We start from the raw sequence: 20,544 nt of genomic DNA, 5'->3' as shown, positions 1-20,544 counted from the left end.
GGGACGACGAGGCGGCCGTCGGGGTCGAACGCTGGGCTAGCTCTTCACCTGCAGCAGCCTGGCGATGGCCGCCAGGGTCTGCTCGCCCAGCACCTGCGGCTTGACCTCGTCTTCCGCGGCGGTTTCGTTCTCGTGGCCCTGCAGCGCGGCGCGCAGCGCTTCCTCGTCCTTCCAGACCATGGTCTCCTGCTTGGGGCAGAGATGCCGCATGGTGTGGTACCAGTAGTAGCCGTCGGCGCCACCGAACAGGCGGTCGATGCCGGCCAGGTCGTTGGGCTTGAGGCCGTGCTTGCCCAGGATGTCGTCGAGGACCTGGTGAGAGAGGATGTAGGGCATGCGCAGGCCTCGGCAAGGATGGGGTGGCGGTCGCGGATTGTACGAGCCGCCCCCCGCCACGCCTTCACCTGCACTCGCGTCCGGGTCAATCCCCGGAGGCCGTGTCCACCCGCTGCTGCCAGTACGCCGTCAGCGGCGTCTGCGCCTTGCACGGTCGTCGCTCGTTGAGGACGTGGGCCGCCAGCGCGCGCTGGCCGGCGCGCGCCGCCGCATCCAGCAGCGTCAGCGTGACGATGTCGCGCTGCGCATGGCTGCCGCCGAAGCCGTGCGCGCGGTCGCGCACCGCGAGCAGGCCTTCAGCCGCAAGGGTCCACTCGCCCTTCGCATAGGCCAGGAAGGCGCGGGCCAGCGGCAGGCCGACCTCGTCCGCCATCCGCCGGTTGGTCGTGCCGCCGCTGGCGCCACTTTCCAAAGCGGACAGCAGCGCCTCGCCAACGCCGGCCACCGCCGATCCGTCGCCGGCGCCGATGCGGGCGATCAGCGCATGCACGTCGTTGAAGGCATAGAAGCCGGCCTCCGGCTCCTGCATGGGCCAGCAGCGGCCCAGCGCATCGAAGCGGCCGGCCACGTCCACGCCCAGCAGCTTGAGGCGCCATAGCACGGCCGTTCCGTCGACGCGCTGCAGCGCGGATTCGGTCGCCGTCGCGAGCTGGCTGTCGTAGATCTCCAGCGCTGCGGCGGTGTCCATCGCTTCCATCCGGAACAGCGCGGCGTGGAACCAGTTGTGGTACGCGAAGCCGTTCTCGACCGCCCAGTCCGGCTGCCGCGACTCGAGCCAGCGGGCGCCGTCGTGGTGCCGGCCCTGCATCTCGAACACGTGCGTCACCGCATGCACCGCCCAGGGATCGCGGCGGTTGATCTCCAGCGCGGCCCGCCCCGCATCCTCGGCCTCGTCGTACTGGCCGCTCTCCTCCAGCCCGAAGGCGTACATGCCGAGCACGTAGCCGCGCAGCGGCAGGCCGGCCGGCCACGCCGGCAGCACGCGCTGTGGCCGCCGCCTGAGGTTGAGCGCGTCGCCACGGTAGAAGTCGAACAGGTGGGCGAACAGCAGCGCCGCCACGTCGCGCGGCCAGCGCACCAGGATGGCTTCCCACGCCGCGCAGGCGCGGTCCCAGTCACCGGCCGCGGCGAGCCCGGCCGCCGCCGCGTGGGCACGCTCGCGCTCGTTGCCGCCGGGCTGCAGCGCGTCCAGGATGGCGCGCGCCTGCTGCGTCGGCTCGTGCTCGCCCATCGTCAGCAGCAGCACGGCCTTGAGCACCTGCGGATGGGCCCAGCCCGGATCGGCCGCCGACACCTGGTCGAGCGCGGCCAGTGGATCGCCGAAGTACGACAGCATGGCGTCCAGTGCCGGCTCGATCGCGTCGACGGCCGCGGCCGAGCCGGTGCTGCAGGGCAGGCCGCGGGCATCGCTGCGGCCCAGTCCGGATGAGGACGTGACGGTCTTGTCGATGACGTAGTCCATGGTGCTCTCCTTGGCATCGCTGCCCGGCAGCACGGCACTGCCTGGGCGTTGAACGGAACGGGCGGCCTCTGCGCGGATGCGCGCCGGTGGGCCAGGGCATGCAGTCTGGTGCGCGCGAGGACGCCTCGCTACAGTCATTCGTGCAAGAAAGCGGACGAACATGCCAACCGCGCCTCGCCAGCCGATCACCGTTGCGCTGCTGGGCACGCCCAGTGCCTCGGCAGCGACGCTGTACGGATTTTTCGACCTGCTGTCGGGCACGCGCCGCGACTGGCAGCTGCTGCACGGCGGGCCCGATGCCGAGTCGCCCTTCCGGCCGCTGGTGGTCAGCCGCGACGGCCAGCCCTTCGCCGCCGGCAACGGCGTGCGCATCACGCCCGATGCCGCCTTTGCCGACTGCCCGCATCCCGACATCGCCTGCGTCACCGACCTGATGGTGGCGCCGGGCGAGGACGTGGGCGCGATGTTCGACGCCGAGGTCCAGTGGCTGCTCGGTGCGTGGAACGCCGGCGCGACGCTGTGTTCGTCCTGTTCGGGCGCGATGCTGCTGGCCCGGACCGGCCTGCTCGATGGCGAGGAAGCGACCTCGCACTGGGCCTACTGCGACCTGCTCGCGCGCAGTTATCCGCGCACGCGCTGGAATGCCGATCGCACCCTGGTGGTGGCGGGCCCGGACCAGCGCCTGATGATGGCCGGCAGCGGCGCCGCCTGGCACATGCTGGCGCTGGCCATCATCGCCCGCTTCGCCTCGCCGGAGGAAGCGATGCAGGTCGCGCGCGTGAACCTGCTCGGTGGTGCCGGCGACGTCAGCGCGATCGCCTACTCGTCGCTCACGCGCGGCCGTCGCGCCGACGATCCCGTGGTCGCGCAATGCCAGGTGTGGGCCGCTTCCAACTACCGCGTGGAGTCGCCCGTCAGCCAGCTCGTCACCCTGTCCGGGCTGCCCGTGCGCACCTTCAAGCGCCGCTTCACGCAGGCCACCGGCATGAGCCCGCTGGAGTACGTGCACACGCTGCGGCTGGAGGAAGCCAAGCAGCTGCTGGAATCGACCGAGCTGCCGGTCGAAGCGATTGCGGTGGAAGTGGGCTACCAGGACGCGAGCTTCTTCAACCGCCTGTTCCGGCGCAAGGTGGCGCTCACGCCCGCAAGCTACCGCCGGCGCTTCGGCAGCCTGCGCAACCAGCTGCAGCAGGTCGCGGGCGAGTAGCGGCGCGCCGCGCCCGCTGCTACAGAATGTTTAGGTTTTGCCCGCTGAGCCACGCTAAGATGCGCGCGCAGTTGCAGTACCCCATCGATGTCCGTTGCCCTCGCAGGCCGCACCCCTGCCACCTTCGAGATCAAGAGCGCCAACCTTCCCCTGGTTGCCCTGCTGCTCAAGTCCGCGAACCTTTCCAGCCTGGCCGGTGAGTTGCAGGCGCGCTTCGGCGACATCCCCGACTTCTTCGACCACGACCCGCTGGTGATCGACCTGGCGCCGCTGCCCGGCGATGCCGAGGTGGACTTCGCCGCGCTGCTGCCGCTGCTGCGCAGCTACCGCGTGCTGCCGGTCGCCGTGCGCGGTGGCACGCCGGCGCAGCAGGAAGCGGCGCGCGCGGCGGGCCTGGCGCAGGCGGCGGAGGCGATCGCGCCGAAGCCAGCGCCGTCGCAGCCTGCGGAACAGGCGCCGGTCGCCGAAGCCAAACCCGCGCCGGCGCGCACCGCAGCAGCGCCGGTCGAATCGCCAGCGGAGCCCATGCCCACGGGCGCGCTCGTCGTCGACAAGCCGCTGCGCTCCGGCCAGCAGGTCTATGCGCGCGGCCGCGACCTGGTGGTGATGTCGATGGTGAACCCGGGCGCCGAAGTCATCGCGGACGGCAGCATCCACGTCTATGCGCCGCTGCGCGGCAAGGCGATCGCCGGCGCGCGCGGCAACACCGATGCGCGCATCCTCACGCTGTGCCTGGAGCCCGAACTGCTCTCCATCGCCGGCGTCTACCGCACCAGCGAAGTGCCCCTGCCCGCCGAGGTGCTCGGCCAGCCGACCCAGGTGCGGCTGGACGGCGGCGCGGAAGGCCGGCTGGTGATGCAGTCACTCGCATTCGCTCCTCCCTCCTCACAGGAAACCCATGGCAAGAATCATCGTCGTCACATCCGGTAAGGGCGGGGTCGGCAAGACCACCACCAGCGCGAGCTTCGCGTCCGGCCTGGCCCTGGCCGGCCACAAGACCGCCGTCATCGACTTCGACGTCGGCCTGCGCAACCTCGACCTCATCATGGGTTGCGAGCGGCGCGTGGTCTATGACTTCGTCAACGTCGTCCAGGGCGAGGCCACGCTCAACCAGGCCCTGATCAAGGACAAGCACTGCGACAACCTGTCGGTGCTGGCCGCCTCGCAGACCCGCGACAAGGAAGCGCTGACCAAGGACGGCGTCGAGCGCGTGCTCGACGAGCTGGCCGACATGGGCTTCGAGTACATCGTGTGCGACTCGCCGGCCGGCATCGAGACCGGGGCGCTGATGGCCATGCACTTCGCCGATGACGCACTGGTGGTGACGAACCCGGAGGTGTCCTCGGTGCGCGACTCCGACCGCATCCTGGGCATGCTGGCCTCCAAGACCAAGCGCTCGATCGAGGGCAAGGAGCCGGTGAAGGAACACCTGCTCATCACCCGCTACAACCCGAACCGGGTGGACCAGGGGCAGATGCTGTCGCTGGAGGACATCCAGGACATCCTGCGCATCCAGCTGATCGGCGTGATCCCCGAGAGCGAGACGGTGCTGCAGGCCAGCAACCAGGGCATGCCGGCGGTGCACCTGAAGGGCAGCGACGTGAGCGAGGCCTACAAGGACGTGGTGGATCGCTTCATGGGCAAGGACCGCCCGATGCGCTTCGTCGACCCGCAGAAGCAGGGCCTGCTCAAGCGCCTGTTCGGAGGACGCTGAAGCCATGGCGTCGTTCCTGTCCTTCCTGCTCGGGGAAAAGAAGAAGACCGCCTCGGTCGCCAAGGAGCGCCTGCAGATCATCCTGGCCCACGAGCGCTCCGGCCGCAACGCCGCCGAGCCCGACTACCTGCCCGCGCTGCAGCGCGACTTGGTGGCGGTCATCGGCAAGTACATCAAGATCGACCCGCACGACATCAAGGTGCAGCTCGAGCGCCAGGACAACCTGGAGGTGCTGGAGGTGAAGATCGAATTGCCGGAGGCGCGCTAGGGGGCGCCCCAGCGGATTGGGCCGCTCAGCCCCCGCTGAGCCCGAACTTCTGCGCCACCATCGCGGTGGGCGCCGACCCTTCCATGACGACGGTCTCACCCGTCGTGGCGTGCTTGCCGACGGCCGTCGGGACGCTGCCGAAACCGAAGCTGTCCATCAACTTGGTATTGCCCTCGACCACCGCCTTCTGCTCGTCTGTCACGCCCATCGCCGCGATGCCGCCCTGCTGCGAGCGCAGCGAGGTCTCGTGCTGGTCCATTGCGGCCACGGGGTCGGGGGCGTTCAGGATCGCCGCCCCTTGCGGCGCACTCTTGTTGTTCAGCAACGCCACCGGGATCCAGACGAAGCGGGCCTGCGACTTCAGCGGCCGGATCGCCTCCCACAGGGCGGCGCAGTGCGGGCACTGCGGGTCGAAGAAGACGTAGATCACGCGCGCCGCCATGGAGGGGCCCACGCTGAAGCCCTTGGCCCGCTGCTCGATCGCCTCCACCGAGGGGGCAACGCTCCCAGCAGCGGCCTTGCCGCCCTTTTCCGCCTGCTCGCGGCCACAGCCCGCCAGGACCAGGGCCAGGGCGGCGCTGGTGGCGAGCACGGCACGCCGGCGTGTCACACGCTTGTTCATGCGATCGGGTTCCATCGTGCTTCGATGGCCGGATTGTGCCCGCGGCAGGGCATCGGCAGCGCCGCGGCGTGCACCGCAGCTGCGCTTGGTCACGAAACCGCGCTGCTAGCGGGGGCGGCGCAGTTTCGGCGGCCGCTGCCGCGTCGGGAACGAGCCGATCGAGGGCGGCGCGAAGGACAGCGTGCTGGATTCGGGGCCGTGGTACAGCTCGGAGCGGTTGCCGCGCTCGGCGATGCCGCGCAGCATGGCGACGGCCACCAGCGCCAGCCCCGCGACCACGGCCACGCCGGAGAGGATCAGCGCCAGGTCGTCGACCGGCCGGCCACTGGAAGCCGTGGCGGCCACCGTGAGGCCGCCACCGACGATGCCCAGCAGGCACAGGGCGATGCCGAGGCGCACGAGTATGGATCGGGTACTGCTCGGGTCCATTGGCGGGGAGTCTACCGTGTCGGATGAGGTTCGTCCGGCACCCGGGATTCCCCCCGTGGCAAGCAGCCGACAGCGCCCCCGCGGCGCACCAAAATGGGCTCAACCGCAGCGGGCGCCGGCGCCGGCCGCCCTATTCGTCGCTGGAACCGCCGGCGAAGGGCCGGTCGCTGCGCCCCGCCTCCCGGGAGGGACGCGTGGCATCGCTGGCCGCCGCGTGCTCGCGGCCCGTCATGCCCGTCGTCCAGCTGCCGCGCGACGCCGGTGATCCGGCGCGCTCTTGCCACCGCTGGTCCGAACCGGACGTGGCCATGCCTTCGTCCGCATGCACCGCGACGCCGGCCTCGTAGACCATCTTGCCGCCCAGCCAGCCGGACACCAGCAGCATCGCGATGGCGACCACCGACAGCAGCAGCGGCGTGCCGCCGGGCGCGGCGTCGCCGCTGCGCATCCAGGCGTTGACCACGTACAGCGCGACGATCACCAGGTTCAGCGCCATGTGTTTGAGCGCCGTCGACTGCACCGGGTTGTTGCGCAGCGAGATGAGGTCGATCAGCCCCGGCACCGCCGCCGCAAGCGCCCCCAGGATGCCCCCGACCATCGCGTAGTAGGAGGCGGCCGCCCAGGTCTCGGGCGCCGCGGACTGCATCGCCACGAAGTCGCAGACGAGCGAGAAGATCCACAAGCCGATCGGAATCGTCACCAGCATCGGGTGGATCGGGTGGCCGGCTATCTGTGCAGGTGTGCGCATGGTTTTGCCCCTTTTGAAGTTCCTTCGACTGTGGAACGTGGGGCCATGCGGGGTTGTAGGAGATCGCTTGGATTCCTTACCGGCCTTGTCCTGCATCGGACGTAGGCATCTGCGGTGTAGAGACGCGCGGAAGCGGCGCCAGCCGAGATGCCTCGGCCGACGGTCCTGCAGATCCATTCCCGGTTGGACGCAGAAGAACGGAAAAGGTGACGGGAACGCCTGAGCCGGCGCCGGGGTCATGCCAGCAGCCGGCCTCGCGTCCGCCCTCCTGTGTTTACGACGTGTGCAGGATCAGAACCACCCCAGTGGCGCCAGCACCAGGGCCGGCCAGGCACAGATGGTGCCCACGGCGACCAGGTTGGCGACCGTGAACGGCGCCGACCCGCGCACGATCGTCGACAGCGCGATCTCGGGGCACATCGCCTTCACCGTGAACAGGTTCATGCCGACCGGCGGGGTCAGCATGCCGATCTCGATGAGCATCACCACGAACACGCCGAACCAGACCGGGTCGATCCCGGCCTGCAGCGCGATGGTGGTGAACAGGGGCGCCGTGAGCAGCAGCAGGCCCATGCCCTCCATGACGCAGCCGAGCACCAGGTAGATCGCGGCCATCGCGAAGATCACGCCGCCGGCGCTGAAGCCCGAATCCTGGATCCAGGAGACCAGCTGGTGGGTCAGGCCGGACAAGGTGATGAAGTTGGCGAAGACCAGCGCGCCGAAGACGATGGCGAACAGCATGGCGGTCGTCTTGCCGGCGTCCACGAGGCTGTCCACCAGCACGGCCAGCGTGATGCGGCGCCGGGCGACACCGATCAGCAGCGCGCCGGCGGCGCCCATGCCGGCCGACTCCGTCGCCGTGAACACGCCGCCATAGAGGCCGCCCATCACCAGCACGAACAGCAGCAGCACGGGCCAGACGCCGCGCAGGGAGGCCAGGCGCTGGGCCAGCGTGCTGCGATCGCCCGACGGACCATGGCTGGGGTTCAGCCGCACCGCCAGCCACACGGACAGCGCGAAGAGAGCCGCCAGCAGCAGCCCCGGCAACACGGCGGCGATGAACAGCTTGCGGATGTCGGTTTCCGTCAGCAACCCGAACACCACCAGCGGGACGGACGGCGGGATGAGGACACCCAGCACCCCGGCCGAAGCGACCGTCCCGCTGGACAACTGGTCGCTGTAGCCCAACCTTCGCATCGGCGCGATGCTGACCCGGCTCATGGTGGCCGCGGTGGCGATCGAGCTGCCGGAGATCGCCGCGAACATCGCGCACGACAGCACCGTCGCATGCGCCAGGCCGCCGCGCAGGTGCCCGACCCAGGCATTGGCCGCCTTGTAGAGGTCGTCGACGATGTCCGCCTTCTGCACGAACACGCCCATGAGCACGAACATCGGCAGCACCGACATGCCGTAGTTCACCGAGGCGTCCACCACGGTCTGCGCCAGCAGCTCGAACGAGGGCTCGAGTCCGCGCAGCAGCGCAAACCCGCCGACGCCGACCAGCAGCGTGGCGAAGCCGAGCGGCACGCCGAGGAAGGCGAGCGCGAACACGGCCGCGAAGCCGACCAGGGCTGCGGTCACGACGCGCTCCTGCGGAACTGGCCCACCAGGCTAGCTGCCACGGCCAGCGCACTGACCGCGCTGAACAGCGCCATGGCCTGCACCAGCGGCGCTTCATGCAGGCCGAGCACCATCGTCTTGCTGCCGCTCTGTGCGCTGCCGGCCGCATACACCCACAGCCGCCAGCTCAGGAGGCCCAGCGCCAGCAGGCTCAGCGCATCGCACAGGGCGCGCCGGATGCGCCGCGCGACACCCGAGCCCGCGCGGTCGAACAGCTCGACCGTCACATGGCCGCCATGGCGCGTGACCAGCGGCAGCGCCGTGAAGATCACGAGGGCCATGCAGAACTCGATCACTTCGAGGCTGCCGCGCACGGGCGCGGAAAGCAGGTAGCGCGCCAGCACGTCCACGAAGGTCAGGGCCACGATGGCGGCGCAGGGCAGCGCGCACAGGATGCCGAGGACCGTGTCGAACCGGTCGGGCGACCTCATGCCTTGCTCGCCTCTTGCCGGTAGAACGCCAGCGCCGCCTTCCCATCGACGCCCAGGCGCGCGGCGTCCGCCAGCCAGGCCTGCTCCAGCGGCGCGGCCGCGCGGCGCACCGCGTCGACCACCGAAGCGCCGGCAGGCTCGATCCGGATGCCCTGCGCCAGCGCCGCCTGCCGCGCCTTCGCTTCGATCTCGTCGAAGGCCGAGAGGCGGGCGGCCAGCGCTTCCCCGCTCAGGGCCGTGACCGCCTGCTGGTCCTGCGGCGAGATGCGCGACCAGGCGCGCTTGCTGATGAACAACGCGAACGACGGCGCCTGCAGGTGGCCGGGAAGGTCCAGCACCTGCTTGGCGTATTGCAGCGTGTTGAAGGCGGCCGCATCGGAGACGGCGTAGCTGGCGAAGGCATCGACGGTGCCGGCCGAGATGATCTCGTAGCTGCGCACTGCCGGCGTCGCCACCACGGACGCGCCTATGCCCTCGAGCACGCGCGAGGGGAATCCCGGGGTGCTCCAGACCTTCAGCCCCTTCAGGTCTTCGGTCCCGGCGATCGGCCGCTTCATCGCGAACACCGTGGCGGGATACATCACCCACAGGCCGAGCAGGTGCACGTCCCGGAACTCGGCCGCCGACGCGAAGTAGCGGGCGTGGGTGCGCCACAGCGCCACCGAGCTGGCCCGCGCGCCCGTGTGCAGCAGGGGCAGGTTGGTCATCTGCGGGAGCTTGATGCGGTCGCTCAGGTTCCCCAGAAACTGGTAGCCCACGTCGATGATGCCCTTGGCGGCAGCGTCCATCTGCTGCGGCGGGGGCGCGACGCTGCCGGCCGGCGTGTCGAAGCTCACGCGCCCCGACGTGGCCTTGGCGACCTCGTCGGCCCACGGCTTGAGCACCCGGCCGAACAGCGGGTGCGACGAGGGCAGGAAGCTGTTGAACAGCAGCGGCCGGTCGGCGGCGGGCGCGAACGCCGGCAGGGCAGCGCCGGCGGCGGTGGCGAGAAGGTGGCGGCGTCGGATCATGGGGAGTCTCCTGGTCGTTCTTGAAGATCAGTTCATGCGGCGGCGGGGCGCATCTCCGCCGGCAGGTCGTAGCGGCCCAGCACGCTGTCGACCAGGCTGGCCGCGTTGCCCCAGTCGAAGTTGCGGTACGCGGCGGCGCGCTGGAACACGGTCGCGCCGGCGTAGAACATCTCGTACTGCACGTGGCGGGAGGCGAACTCCGAGCCGACTGCATCCCAGGCCAGCTTCAGCGTCTTGACGCGGCCGTAGGCATCGGTCACGCCGGATCGCTGCGTACGGCCGATCAGCTCGCGCATTTCGCCGTTGGCGAAATCCTCGCGCGAGGAGGGCAGCATGATCATTCCGCCCCCCGCGAGCTCGCGCACCGTGGTGACGAACTGCGGATACAGCTCCTGCGTGATGCAGGTGGCCGCGTGCATGACGGAGCGGTTGGGCGCGTAGTAGTCCCCGACCTGCTCGCCGGTGGCTTCCATCGCATGGACGAAACTCTCGACCATGGTGACCGAGGCCGACAGGCGCCCGAGCTGGTCGCGCACCTGCGGGATGTCGATGATGCCGTTGATCTCGGCGATGCGCCGCGCCAATCCGGCCAGGAACTGGAGCTTCACCGACAGGCGGATCTGCGAGTGGTGGTTCTGCATGGGCGCCGCATAGGTATCGCGGAACTGCGACGCCGCCAGCGCGATGTCGCGGTGGACGAAGACCCGGTCCCAGGGCACCTTCACGTCGTCGAAGTACACGACGGCGTCGTTCTCGTCGTAGCAGTACGCCAGCGGGTTGTCGAACTCGGAGACGGCGTGCTGCTCGTACGACTTGCGCGACAGGATCCGCACCCCCGGCGCGCCGAGCGGCAGGGCGAAGGACACCGCGAAGGCCTCCTCCTCCGGGCGCAGCGGCTGGATGTTGGCGACGAACACCTCGTTGGCCATCACGGCGCCGGTGCCGAGCATCTTGGCGCCGCGCACGGTGAGGCCCTGCCCGTCCTCGTCGACGATGCGCAGGCCCGGGTGGTTCTCGAAGCCCTGGTCCGCCGGCCCCCGCGTCTGGTTCGACTGGGGATTGACGATGGTGTAGGTGACGTACAGGTCCTGGTCGCGCGCATGCTCGAACCAGCCCTGGAGGGCGGACGCGCGCGCGGGATCCGCCTTGCGGAACCGCTCGATGTCCATCAGCATCCCGCACACCGACGTCGGGATGTGGTCGGGAGAGCGACCGAAGAAGCCGCAGGTCGCGCGGCTCCAGAGCGTCATCGCCTGGCGGCGCAAGGCCAGGTCCTGGGCCGACGTCGGCAGCTGCCAGTGCCGGCCCACCTGCCGACCGCTGGTCGGCGACTTGAAGGTCATGAGCTCCGGGTTGTCCGACTGCAGGTCATACAGGTGCGCCACCGTGCGCGTGGCATTGCGGAAGGCCGGGTGGTTGGCGGGGTCCTGGATCCGCTCGCCATCCAGGAAGATGTGGCGCCCATCGGCGAGGCTCTTCAGGTGCTGTGTTCCGGTTTTCGACATGGGTAAGGCGGGGGGCACGAGTGTTGGGTTGCGCGCATTCTCGGAACGCAACCCGCCCACGTGAATTGGTCATTCCCAAAGCCGGCCTTCGGCTGGACGGAAGTCCGGAACAACCCTGATGCAGCAGACTGCATCGCGGCGCACGGACATAACTGCTGCGTCATGGCTGCCGCCTCCAAATCTCAATGGACGCTGGCGGGACTTCTGCCGACACTGCCGCGGCTCCGGGCGTGCGTGGCATGCCGGCCGTGCGCCGCATCCGGAACGCGAGGGCCTTTGCCATGCACTTCAACCTGGTCGACCTGCGGCTCATGGTCCGCATCGCGGACACCTGCAGCCTGACGCGTGCCGCGGAGGCCTCGCACATCTCGCTGTCCGCGGCCAGCACCCGCATCAAGGGCCTGGAGGAAAGCCTGGGCGCGGACCTGCTGTTCCGCACCAGCCAGGGCGTGACGCTGACCGCGGCAGGCCAGTCCCTGGTGGAGCATGCGCGCGTGGTCTTCGCGCGGCTGGAACACATGCGTGCCGACTTGCGCGAGTACACCGCCGGCGCCAAGGGACACCTTCGCCTGTTCGCCAACACCACCGCGCTGGCCGGGCACCTGCCGCCGGTCGTGCGCCGCTACCTGCGCGAGCATCCCGATGTCGACATCGACCTGCAGGAACGCCTGTCCCACGACATCGTCCGTGCCCTGTCCGAGGGACAGGCGGACATCGGCATCGTGGCGGGCGAGGTCTGCACCGACGCCCTGGAGACCCATCCCTATCGTCGCGATCGCCTGGTGGTGCTGGTTCCCCGCGGCCATGAGCTGGAGCACGCAGGTCCCGTCAGCTTCGGCGAAACGCTGGCCTGGGGCCATGTCGCGATGCACGACGCCAGTGCGATCAATTCATTCCTGCGCCAGGCCGGCGAGCGCATGCACCGGGCGCTGAAGGTGCGCATCCAGGTGGACAGCATCGAGTCCGCTTGCCGAATGGTTGACGCCGGCGTCGGCATCGCGGTCCTGCCCGAGTCGGCCGCCCGTCGCCACGCGCGCGACCTGGCCATCACCATCGTCCCGCTGAGCGATGCCTGGGCGACGCGCTCGATGCAGATCTGCATCCGCAGCTTCGCTGCCCTGCCGCCGTTCGCGCGTGACCTGCTGGATCTGCTTTCGGCGGATGCGTCGCCGGACAGGCCACGGGCGGGCAGCGAGGTGAGCGTGGCGTGAGGATGGTGGGGCATCAGCAAGATCATCTCGACGGTAGCCTGGCCTACCTGAACGTTACGGGCCTTCGAGGCCAGCACCAACGCCAGAGCTTCGCCGCCGCGCTGGCAAGCTCAACGCCACGCCAGCCCGACAGGAGGTCGATCGACCCGTACTAGCGCATCGTTTTCCCTCGGTTGCCCACTCCAGCGCTAGGCCGGCGCATACGATGCTTGCGTGGGCCCGGTCATCGACGAAACCACCAAGCTCGGCAGCGTGGACGATTCCCGTCCTTCCGCCCGGGCGCGAGCCGGTCCGGACGCGGATCGGCAGGGTGACCGCACCGGTTCCAGCGCTTCCGCTGGCGCCACCCCGGCGCGACCGCGGGCCCCTTCCACCACCGCCATCGCGCAGGACCGTCGGCCATTCCAGTTTGCCGAGATGGACAACTGGCTCAACGAGCACCGCGTGACGGAAATCGAGTGCCTCGTGCCGGACCTCACCGGCGTGGCCCGCGGCAAGATCCTTCCGCGCGAGAAGTTCACCGAGGACCGCGGCATGCGGCTGCCCGAGGTCGTGGTGGCGATGAGCGTCACCGGCGAATACCCGTCCGAAGGGCCCTACTTCGACGTGGTCAGCCGCAACGACGCCGACATGCACCTGGTCGCCGATCCCGCGACCGTGCGGATCGTGCCCTGGGCAGCCGACCCGACGGCGCAGGTGATCCACGATTGCTACGACCGCCACGGCCGGCTCGTGCCGTTCGCGCCCAGGGCCGTCCTGCGCCGTGTCTGCGCGCTGTTCGATCGCAAGGGCTGGGTGCCCGTGATCGCGCCGGAGCTTGAGTTCTACCTCGTGGCCCGCAACACGGACCCCGACCTGCCGCTGAAGACACCCATAGGCCGCAGCGGCCGGTCCGAGACCTCGCGCCAGGCCTACTCCATCGATGCCGTCAACGAGTTCGATCCGCTGTTCGAGGACGTCTACGACTACTGCGAGAAGATGGAACTGAACGTGGACACGCTGATCCACGAGGTGGGCGCCGGCCAGATGGAGATCAACTTCTTCCATTCGGCGCCGCTCGCGCTGGCCGACGAGGTCTTCCTGTTCAAGCGCACGGTCCGCGAAGCGGCCCTGCGGCACGACATGTACGCGACCTTCATGGCCAAGCCGATCGCGGGCGAGCCGGGCAGCGCGATGCACGTGCACCAGAGCCTGGTGAGCCGGGACTCGGGTCGCAACCTGTTCAGCAACGAGGACGGGACGCCGAGCCAGGAGTTCTACTGGTACATCGGCGGCCTGCAGAAATACATCCCGGCCGCCATGGCGCTGTTCGCGCCCTACGTCAACAGCTATCGGCGCCTCGCCCGGTTCACCGCCGCCCCGATCAACATCCACTGGGGCATAGACAACCGGACGGTCGGGATCCGTTCCCCGGTATCGACGCCGCAGGCCCGCCGCATCGAGAACCGGGTGATCGGCGCGGATGCGAATCCCTATGTGGCCCTGGCGGCCACGCTGGCCTGCGGCCTGCTGGGCATCGAGCAGCGCATCGAACCCACCGAGGAATGCAAGGGCAGCGCCTACCAGAGTGCGTTCGAGCTTCCGCGCAGCCTCAGCGAGGCCGTGTCCCTGCTGCGCGCCGAGGGCGACCTGGCCGAAGTGCTCGGCAAGGAGTTCGTGACCGTGTACACGGAGATCAAGGATCTCGAGCACGAGGAATTCATGCGCGTGATCTCGCCGTGGGAACGCGAGCACCTGCTGCTCCATGTCTGACCGGGAGGCACCATGACCGCCAATGCGCCTGCCTTCCCGACCGACCTGCCGACCTTCGTGCGACGCAGCACCGCGGAGTGGCAAGCCGCGGACGCGTCGCATTTCCTGCATCCGTTCACGGACCACCGCGCGCTCGCCGCCAAGGGGGTGCGCGTGATCACGCGCGGGGACGGCGTGTACGTGTGGGACACCGATGGCCGGCGGATCTTCGATGCCATGGCCGGCCTGTGGTGCGTGAACGTCGGCTATGGCCAGGAGGCTCTCGTGCAGGCGGCCACGCACCAGATGCGGACCCTGCCCTACTACAACGCCTTCTTCCAGACCACGACGCCACCGGCCACCGCGCTGGCCGAGCGCCTGGCCGCACTGGCGCCGGCGCCGTTCCGCCACGTGTTCTTCAGCTGCTCCGGCTCGGAAGCCAATGACACCGTGGTCCGGCTGGTGCGCCGCTACTGGGACCTGCTGGGCCAGCCCGACCGCAAGGTGATCATCTCGCGGCGCAATGCGTACCACGGCTCCACGATGGCGGCGGCGTCCCTGGGCGGCATGGCCGCCATGCACGCGCAAGGAGGCCTGCCGATCCCGGACATCGTCCACATCGACCAGCCGCATTTCTGGGCCCACCGCGACGGCGCGGCGAAGGGACTCAGCCGCGATGAGTTCGGTCTGGTCGCCGCCCGTTGGCTGGAGGACAAGATCGCCGAGATCGGGCCCGGCCGGATCGCCGCCTTCATCGGCGAACCGGTGCAGGGCGCCGGCGGCGTGGTGGTGCCGCCCCCGACCTACTGGCCCGAGATCCAGCGCATCTGCGACCGCCACGGCATCCTGCTGGTGAGCGACGAGGTCGTCTGCGGCTTCGGGCGCACCGGCCGGTGGTGGGGCTGCGAAACCTTCGGCACCCGGCCGGACCTGATGACCTTCGCGAAGGGCGTGACCAGCGGCTATGTCCCCCTGGGCGGCGTGATGGTCGCGGAGCGGGTGGCGAACGCCCTGATCGAGCGCGGGGGCGAGTTCGAGCACGGCTACACGTACTCGGGCCACCCGGTCGCGTGCGCGGTGGCCCTGGCGAACCTGGACCTCATCGAGCAGCAGGATCTGATCCGGCGGGTGCGCGAAGACACCGGGCCTTACGTGGCGGAGCAACTCGCGAAGCTGGCCGATCACCCGATGGTGGCGGAGGTCCAGAGTTGCGGGCTGATGGCCGCCATCCAGCTGTGCCGCGACGCGTCCCGGAAAGCGATCGCTCCGGGGATCGCGCTCGGCATGGCCTGCCGCAAGCACTGTTTCGAGAACGGCCTGGTGATGCGGGCTGTCGGCGACCGGATGATCGTTGCGCCGCCGCTGATCCTGACGCGCGAGCAGGTGGACGAGATGGTCGGGTTGATCCAGCAAGCGCTGGATCTCACCGAGGCGGAGGCCTTCCCGGAATAATTCCTGGCTTCGAAGTCTTGCGGAGGCCAGGCATGCCGGACCAGCAGATCGAGGCCTGGCGCGCCTACCTCACCGAACGCCACGCGACCCGTCCCTCGGACCTCGCGGCACTCGAAGATGTCCTGCGCGCGCAGATGCGCGTGCTGGTGCGCAAGGGGCTGGCGCGGGACGAAGCCTTCCTCGTCGCGCTCAAGCGCCTGGGCGGCGTCGATGAAGGGACGCGCGAGTTCGCGCGCGAGCACGCCGCGGGCCTCTGGCAGCAGTTCGTCTCCTCGGCAAGCGGCTCCGAGCGAGGCCGCCACGCACGCCCCGACGGTCGCTCCCGGCAATCGATGTGGACGGCGCTGGCCCTGGCCGTGGCGGCGGCGCTGGCCATCAAGGTGCCGGCGCTGTTCGGTGTCGTGTTCGACCCCGATCGCAGCCTGTTCTACCCGCTGAACATCGGATTCTTCACCCTGCCCTTCGTGGCCGCTTACTTCGCGTGGGCGCGTGCGGTCGCACCCGCGCGCCGGTTGGGGCTTGCGGCGGCGTTCGTCCTGGCAGCGGTCACCGTCAATGCCTTTCCCTTCCGGTCGGCGCACGCGAACGACCCCGCCGACACCCACGCGCTGGCGATGCTCCACCTGCCCATCGCGCTCTGGCTGCTCGTCGGCATGGCCCATGTCGGCGGTCTGTGGCGTGGCAACGCGGGCCGCATGGATTTCATCCGCTTCACCGGCGAGTTCTTCATCCACCTCGTGCTCATGGCCCTCGGCGGCGGCGTGCTGATCGGGCTCACCGTCGCCCTCTTCCGTGCCATCGGCATCGACGCGGAACCGCTGGTGCAGGAGTGGATCGTGCCCTGCGGCATCGCGGGTGCGACCGTCGTTGCCGCATGGCTGGTGGAAGCGAAGCAGGGCGTGGTCCAGGACATGGCGCCCCTGCTGGCCCGCATCTTCAGTCCCCTGTTCGCGCTGGTGCTGCTGGGATTCGTCGCCACCATGGTGGGCACCGGCCGCGGCATGGACGTCGAACGCGACATCCTGGCCGCGCTGGACCTGCTGCTGGTGGTGATCTTCGGGCTGCTGCTGTACGCGATCTCGGCACGCGATCCACTGGCGCAGCCGGGGCTGTCCGACGGGATCCAGATCGTCCTGCTCGCGGCCACGCTGGCGGTGGACTGCATCGCGCTCTGGGCGATCGGCGAGCGCATCGCGGCGTTCGGATCCACGCCCAACCGCCTCGCCGCGCTCGGCATGAACCTCGTGCTGCTGGCCAACCTGGCCGGATCCGCCGTCCTGTACGCCGGCTTCCTGCGGGGCGGGCTGCCCTTCTCGCGGCTTTGTGGCTGGCAGATGGACTACCTAGCTGTGATTGCGGGGTGGGCGGGGGTGGTGGTGTTGCTGTTTCCGCCCTTGTTCGGGTTCCGGTGATCCAACGGCCGGCGCGGGGTGCTTCTTCCGTTCAAGAGGATTCGGCAGAGTGGTCAGCAGCCGCATCAAGAGCTGAAAGCTACCTTCTCTTAGGCTACTTTGCAGGTCAGTCGCGCAGCCCGCCCCAATCTAAGCCCCCATACAGTACGCAGCAGCTAACGAGCTTGAAAAGGCTGAAAGTGCCAACTATCAACTGAAAGATGGCGTGGGGAAGATGCGGTGCGGGCGAAGCACCAACACGGGAGATGAAGTACGCCGGAAACAATCTCCGGGTGCCGCGTGGCCTACGCGCAGCAATCAAGGCGAGAGCACTGCCGTGTGAAGGCGACACGTGCAACGAACGAGCCACAAACTTACCACAAATGGCCAGCAAACGGCTAGCAAACCTCGGCAGGCAAGCCGGCCGCCTGCACCAGTGTCAGCCCATCAAGGCTGCCTTGGCGGGGGCGGTCTACCAAGGGTAGCGCTTGTCGCCTGCACTTGGGCATCGTCCGTGAGGCAGAAAGACGGCGAGCTTGACCCTATGAGTCCACGACGACGGCGTCCTTCTGACTTTCGTTCATGACTGTCCACACAACTTGCTGCGGAATCCTAGAGGGCGGCAGCTGCAGGCCCACTCCAAGTGTGATCTCAGACCAGCGCAGAGCAGACGGGACGAGCCTCTTGTCATGCACCAGAAACAGAAAGAGGACTGCAGTGCCCGGCTCAGCCAAACGAATCAAGGACTCGCTGGGATCAGTCAGATCGTTCGGCACTCCGCCGAGGAGCTTGGCTAGCTCACGATGACGGGGCTCAGAGAAAACGCTGAATCCAGTTTCATCGTCATAGCCCCGGGCTGCGACGGTCACATTGGCCAAACCAGCCTCCGCCCACGTCAGGTCTTTGCCCCTGACCTGCGGAACGACTACAAGCCATCGAGTGATCCCGGTGTCCCCGTGATTGCCAGACAGGTACTCCATTTCATGCTGGAAAGACCGAGCACCGTCAGCCCACTTGAAATCCGAGAGGAAGTGCAGGACATCAGACCCCGCCGCTGCAGCAACATACGCCCCGAAACTGCTTAAGCTTCCCTTCGATCTAGCGGCAAGGGTGGTTTGCTCGAGCTTAAGCGAGGCAAGTAGCTTGGCGGCCCGCGCGAGATTGGTTGAGCGCTCAGTCGCCGATACAGCGACCTTAGCCTTTTCGACCCAACGCCCGCCGAGATTCTTGAACTTGAGCACTGCGTTGTACATCTTGTTCTTGGCAGTGGGCTTCAGTGACGGCAGATGCGAATGGACCAGCGGCGGCACTTGGCGCGGCAATATGCTGCGGTCATCTGCATATCGCGTGAGTTCGGACCGGAGCGCCTCTTCATCTCTGCACAGCGCCCGAAACTGCAGGTACAGGTTGGCGGTCTTGCCGCTCTTACCGATTGGCTCCTCGACGCCAACAAACCAGCGAACAAGATCTTTGTAGCCAGCGCGGAAGCCAAACCAGCGGCCCATCTGCATGAGTGTGTCACCGGCACCGGCGCGCCGGCGATAGTAGGAGATTGTCAGACCTTCAACGGTGTAGCCGCGGGACAGCTTTGTTCCTCCGATCAGGATGGCCCAAACCGGACCGCCATCAAAGTCTGGCGTGTCATCAATATTCCGCTCGTCTCCATTCACGATCCGCACGACCTTGTGCTGCTGCTGCAGCTTGGCGATGCACAGGCTGATATACGGTCGGAGGTCTGTGAATCCGCGCGGATTGGGGAGCAACGGATCTAGCTGGGGCGCAATGTCGCTTTCATATAGCGCTTCAAGTCGTGCCAAGCCGACTCCCGACGTGAATGCTGCAGCCGTGACCAATGCGGCTACTGCATCCCTTTGCTGTTCGTGAACCTCAGTCTGGGCTGCATGGTGGACAAGCATCGTGTGATGCTTAAAGCGCAACGCTGGGTCGGCTTTATGCCTGAACAGCTTGATCGCCCCGGTGAGAACGAACAGATCGATGGCTCTGGGAAGGTTGTCGGCGAAGCCATCGTCCCCTCGGACAAAGCGAACGTGCCGTCTCTCATTTTCACCTGGTTGGCCCTCTTCAGAATCGAAGTCGAAGAAGTCCCGCACACCCATGTAGCCCTGTGGCCGCGGCAGGCTGACTATGAAGTCCTTGGGGAACAGTTGCTCCGCGTCGTCAGGATCAATGAATACGTTCGCGAACGGCGTGGCCGTGTAGCCGACGTACTGGGCCCGTGGTAATTGCTTCAACAGATCAACAATTGCACCATTCGTCGCAGTTCGCTGGTCCCGTTCAGCCTTGGTTGGATTCACCGTATTGACGGACGCTTGGTCGGACTCGTCGTCAATCACAAGCGTCGGGATCTCATCCAGCTTGGCGCCCTGCTTCTTAAGTTCAATAAGATCTTGGTTAAGGTCTTCGATGATCTTCGGTAGCTTCTTTATCACTACCAGACGTGCTGGCGCCCTCGAGAGATTACGAGGGTGATTGAATGGGAGCCCAGGATCGACGCGGGTGAATCTCAAGGCAGCTTGGCGCGATCTCAGTGGCTTGTAGTCATCCTCGAGGCCAGTCAGCCTCTCAATATCAAAGCTGCCTAGCTCGCTCGGGCGCCCGCCATGGGACAGAAATTTGGACCAGTCACTGTCATTGGCGTACTCCGCCGCTGGGAGCTGTTCCTTCCCAACGAGCTCCTTGTCTAGCCTCCGCTGCGTCTGCCGACGGAGAATGTTCAACGTGCCCGCGAGCACAATGATCAGCTTGTACCCTGAGTCAATGGCCTTCGCGATCACGCCGGTGAAGTGTGCAGTCTTACCACTCTGCACATACCCGACAACAAGGCCTTTAACTGGGTACATGTCTGATCGCGACGGGTCTGAGAGTCGCGACACTATGTCTTCCGTACTATTCGAGAGGACCCCTACAGCGTCTGAACTCCATCCGGATCCTGGAGCCCGGAGCTGCCCGACGTACGCGTCCCAATAGAAGGTTTTTCTGGTCGCGCGACCCTGCTCATACCAAGGCTCGTGAGATGTCGCTATGACTGTCGCCCGCTCCTCGCGAGTGAACGGAGGGACGGCAGACTTAAGCAGCGAGCAGTCGCCTGCGTGCAGCCCCAATTTGCGGCAGATTTCATCCCGCCTTTCAGAGCTGTGCGCGGGGGTGCTTCCTGCCCAAGATGGAGCCTCCTCATGGTCCCATTGGCGTATGGAGAACGCGAGTCGGGTGACGACTGCATCATTCGGATCGTTGGAAGCCAAGTGCTCCCGCAGCGTTCCGGCAACGTCTGGCCAGTTTTCCTGATTGGCATCAGCAGCGAACTCGAGCGCGCGCACCAGATCGCTCGGCCCCCTCCGCATCAGATTCAGTGCCGTATCGAGAAGAGCTTCGAAATCCACAGCGAT

Annotated in this window: 18 protein-coding genes; 8 read left to right on the top strand and 10 right to left on the bottom strand. The window is 67.8% G+C overall.

Annotated elements, in window-relative coordinates; all coding sequences use genetic code 11:
* Window positions 1-36: 36 nt before the first annotated feature.
* Together VEC03_RS16095 and VEC03_RS16090 are read right to left on the bottom strand one after the other, a co-directional pair.
* Entirely contained in the window at window positions 37-336 is a 300-nt protein-coding gene (locus VEC03_RS16095; protein WP_324917297.1) for a hypothetical protein, read from the bottom strand.
* An 85-nt stretch (window positions 337-421) separates the two neighbouring features.
* Entirely contained in the window at window positions 422-1,798 is a 1,377-nt protein-coding gene (locus VEC03_RS16090; protein ID WP_324917294.1) for a tetratricopeptide repeat protein, read from the bottom strand.
* 160 nt (window positions 1,799-1,958) lie between these two features.
* Between VEC03_RS16090 and VEC03_RS16085 the strand changes: the two genes are divergently transcribed.
* From VEC03_RS16085 to minE, 4 genes are all read left to right on the top strand, one after another.
* Window positions 1,959-3,005 carry a GlxA family transcriptional regulator gene (locus tag VEC03_RS16085; RefSeq protein ID WP_324917290.1) on the top strand — a complete coding sequence of 349 codons (1,047 nt, stop codon included), beginning with the start codon at window positions 1,959-1,961 and terminating at the stop codon, window positions 3,003-3,005.
* 87 nt (window positions 3,006-3,092) lie between these two features.
* Window positions 3,093-3,935, top strand: coding sequence for a septum site-determining protein MinC (gene minC, locus VEC03_RS16080; protein ID WP_324917287.1), 843 nt, complete (start codon window positions 3,093-3,095; stop codon window positions 3,933-3,935).
* The gene (gene minD, locus VEC03_RS16075) at window positions 3,904-4,719 is read left to right on the top strand and encodes a septum site-determining protein MinD (RefSeq protein WP_324917281.1); all 816 of its coding nucleotides are present in this window, start codon (window positions 3,904-3,906) and stop codon (window positions 4,717-4,719) included. The genes minC and minD overlap by 32 nt, the downstream gene beginning before the upstream one ends.
* Window positions 4,720-4,723: 4 nt before the next feature.
* Window positions 4,724-4,987, top strand: coding sequence for a cell division topological specificity factor MinE (gene minE / locus VEC03_RS16070; protein ID WP_324917278.1), 264 nt, complete (start codon window positions 4,724-4,726; stop codon window positions 4,985-4,987).
* A 25-nt stretch (window positions 4,988-5,012) separates the two neighbouring features.
* On the opposite strand, the gene VEC03_RS16065 is transcribed toward minE, so the two are convergent.
* The 7 genes from VEC03_RS16065 to VEC03_RS16035 form a co-directional block, all read right to left on the bottom strand.
* A complete protein-coding gene (locus VEC03_RS16065) occupies window positions 5,013-5,609 on the bottom strand; it encodes a thioredoxin fold domain-containing protein (protein WP_324917274.1) in 597 nt (198 codons plus the stop codon).
* Between the two features lie 105 nt (window positions 5,610-5,714).
* Window positions 5,715-6,008 (bottom strand): hypothetical protein, encoded by a 294-nt coding sequence (locus VEC03_RS16060; RefSeq protein WP_324917272.1) that lies wholly within the window; start codon window positions 6,006-6,008, stop codon window positions 5,715-5,717.
* Between the two features lie 160 nt (window positions 6,009-6,168).
* Complete coding sequence (locus tag VEC03_RS16055; RefSeq protein WP_324917269.1) at window positions 6,169-6,786, bottom strand: DUF2231 domain-containing protein; 618 nt, start codon at window positions 6,784-6,786, stop codon at window positions 6,169-6,171.
* Window positions 6,787-7,077: 291 nt separating this feature from the next.
* Window positions 7,078-8,367, bottom strand: coding sequence for a TRAP transporter large permease subunit (locus tag VEC03_RS16050; protein WP_324917266.1), 1,290 nt, complete (start codon window positions 8,365-8,367; stop codon window positions 7,078-7,080).
* Window positions 8,364-8,837, bottom strand: a complete 474-nt coding sequence (locus VEC03_RS16045; RefSeq protein WP_324917262.1) for a TRAP transporter small permease — start codon at window positions 8,835-8,837, stop codon at window positions 8,364-8,366. The genes VEC03_RS16050 and VEC03_RS16045 overlap by 4 nt, the downstream gene beginning before the upstream one ends.
* Complete coding sequence (dctP, locus tag VEC03_RS16040) at window positions 8,834-9,847, bottom strand: TRAP transporter substrate-binding protein DctP (RefSeq protein ID WP_324917259.1); 1,014 nt, start codon at window positions 9,845-9,847, stop codon at window positions 8,834-8,836. Before dctP ends, VEC03_RS16045 begins: the two co-directional genes overlap by 4 nt.
* Before the next feature lie 32 nt (window positions 9,848-9,879).
* A complete protein-coding gene (locus tag VEC03_RS16035) occupies window positions 9,880-11,352 on the bottom strand; it encodes a 4-hydroxyphenylacetate 3-hydroxylase family protein (protein WP_324917256.1) in 1,473 nt (490 codons plus the stop codon).
* 281 nt (window positions 11,353-11,633) lie between these two features.
* Between VEC03_RS16035 and VEC03_RS16030 the strand changes: the two genes are divergently transcribed.
* From VEC03_RS16030 to VEC03_RS16015, 4 genes are all read left to right on the top strand, one after another.
* Complete coding sequence (locus tag VEC03_RS16030) at window positions 11,634-12,563, top strand: LysR substrate-binding domain-containing protein (RefSeq protein ID WP_324917253.1); 930 nt, start codon at window positions 11,634-11,636, stop codon at window positions 12,561-12,563.
* Window positions 12,564-12,980: 417 nt separating this feature from the next.
* On the top strand, window positions 12,981-14,315 hold the full coding sequence (locus VEC03_RS16025) for a glutamine synthetase family protein (protein WP_324917250.1): 1,335 nt from the start codon (window positions 12,981-12,983) through the stop codon (window positions 14,313-14,315).
* Window positions 14,316-14,327: 12 nt separating this feature from the next.
* Window positions 14,328-15,746 carry an aspartate aminotransferase family protein gene (locus VEC03_RS16020; RefSeq protein WP_324917247.1) on the top strand — a complete coding sequence of 473 codons (1,419 nt, stop codon included), beginning with the start codon at window positions 14,328-14,330 and terminating at the stop codon, window positions 15,744-15,746.
* A gap of 32 nt (window positions 15,747-15,778) precedes the next feature.
* Window positions 15,779-17,158 (top strand): hypothetical protein, encoded by a 1,380-nt coding sequence (locus VEC03_RS16015; protein ID WP_324917244.1) that lies wholly within the window; start codon window positions 15,779-15,781, stop codon window positions 17,156-17,158.
* A 521-nt stretch (window positions 17,159-17,679) separates the two neighbouring features.
* On the opposite strand, the gene VEC03_RS16010 is transcribed toward VEC03_RS16015, so the two are convergent.
* Window positions 17,680-20,538, bottom strand: a complete 2,859-nt coding sequence (locus VEC03_RS16010) for a Z1 domain-containing protein (protein WP_324917241.1) — start codon at window positions 20,536-20,538, stop codon at window positions 17,680-17,682.
* Window positions 20,539-20,544 lie beyond the last annotated feature (6 nt).

The sequence above is a fragment of the Ramlibacter sp. genome, assembly GCF_035627355.1.
Taxonomy (GTDB): domain Bacteria; phylum Pseudomonadota; class Gammaproteobacteria; order Burkholderiales; family Burkholderiaceae_C; genus Ramlibacter.
The sequence above is the reverse complement of the archived record's forward strand: the minus strand, read 5'-3'. Positions and strand labels throughout refer to the sequence as shown.

What these genes read in the sequence shown, in the direction of transcription:
- VEC03_RS16095 (WP_324917297.1), bottom strand. Translation starts at nt 336, where the DNA reads ATGCCCTACATCCTCTCTCACCAGGTCCTCGACGACATCCTGGGCAAG.
- VEC03_RS16090 (WP_324917294.1), bottom strand. Translation starts at nt 1,798, where the DNA reads ATGGACTACGTCATCGACAAGACCGTCACGTCCTCATCCGGACTGGGC.
- VEC03_RS16085 (WP_324917290.1), top strand. Translation starts at nt 1,959, where the DNA reads ATGCCAACCGCGCCTCGCCAGCCGATCACCGTTGCGCTGCTGGGCACG.
- minC (WP_324917287.1), top strand. Translation starts at nt 3,093, where the DNA reads ATGTCCGTTGCCCTCGCAGGCCGCACCCCTGCCACCTTCGAGATCAAG.
- minD (WP_324917281.1), top strand. Translation starts at nt 3,904, where the DNA reads ATGGCAAGAATCATCGTCGTCACATCCGGTAAGGGCGGGGTCGGCAAG.
- minE (WP_324917278.1), top strand. Translation starts at nt 4,724, where the DNA reads ATGGCGTCGTTCCTGTCCTTCCTGCTCGGGGAAAAGAAGAAGACCGCC.
- VEC03_RS16065 (WP_324917274.1), bottom strand. Translation starts at nt 5,609, where the DNA reads ATGAACAAGCGTGTGACACGCCGGCGTGCCGTGCTCGCCACCAGCGCC.
- VEC03_RS16055 (WP_324917269.1), bottom strand. Translation starts at nt 6,786, where the DNA reads ATGCGCACACCTGCACAGATAGCCGGCCACCCGATCCACCCGATGCTG.
- VEC03_RS16045 (WP_324917262.1), bottom strand. Translation starts at nt 8,837, where the DNA reads ATGAGGTCGCCCGACCGGTTCGACACGGTCCTCGGCATCCTGTGCGCG.
- dctP (WP_324917259.1), bottom strand. Translation starts at nt 9,847, where the DNA reads ATGATCCGACGCCGCCACCTTCTCGCCACCGCCGCCGGCGCTGCCCTG.
- VEC03_RS16035 (WP_324917256.1), bottom strand. Translation starts at nt 11,352, where the DNA reads ATGTCGAAAACCGGAACACAGCACCTGAAGAGCCTCGCCGATGGGCGC.
- VEC03_RS16030 (WP_324917253.1), top strand. Translation starts at nt 11,634, where the DNA reads ATGCACTTCAACCTGGTCGACCTGCGGCTCATGGTCCGCATCGCGGAC.
- VEC03_RS16025 (WP_324917250.1), top strand. Translation starts at nt 12,981, where the DNA reads ATGGACAACTGGCTCAACGAGCACCGCGTGACGGAAATCGAGTGCCTC.
- VEC03_RS16020 (WP_324917247.1), top strand. Translation starts at nt 14,328, where the DNA reads ATGACCGCCAATGCGCCTGCCTTCCCGACCGACCTGCCGACCTTCGTG.
- VEC03_RS16015 (WP_324917244.1), top strand. Translation starts at nt 15,779, where the DNA reads ATGCCGGACCAGCAGATCGAGGCCTGGCGCGCCTACCTCACCGAACGC.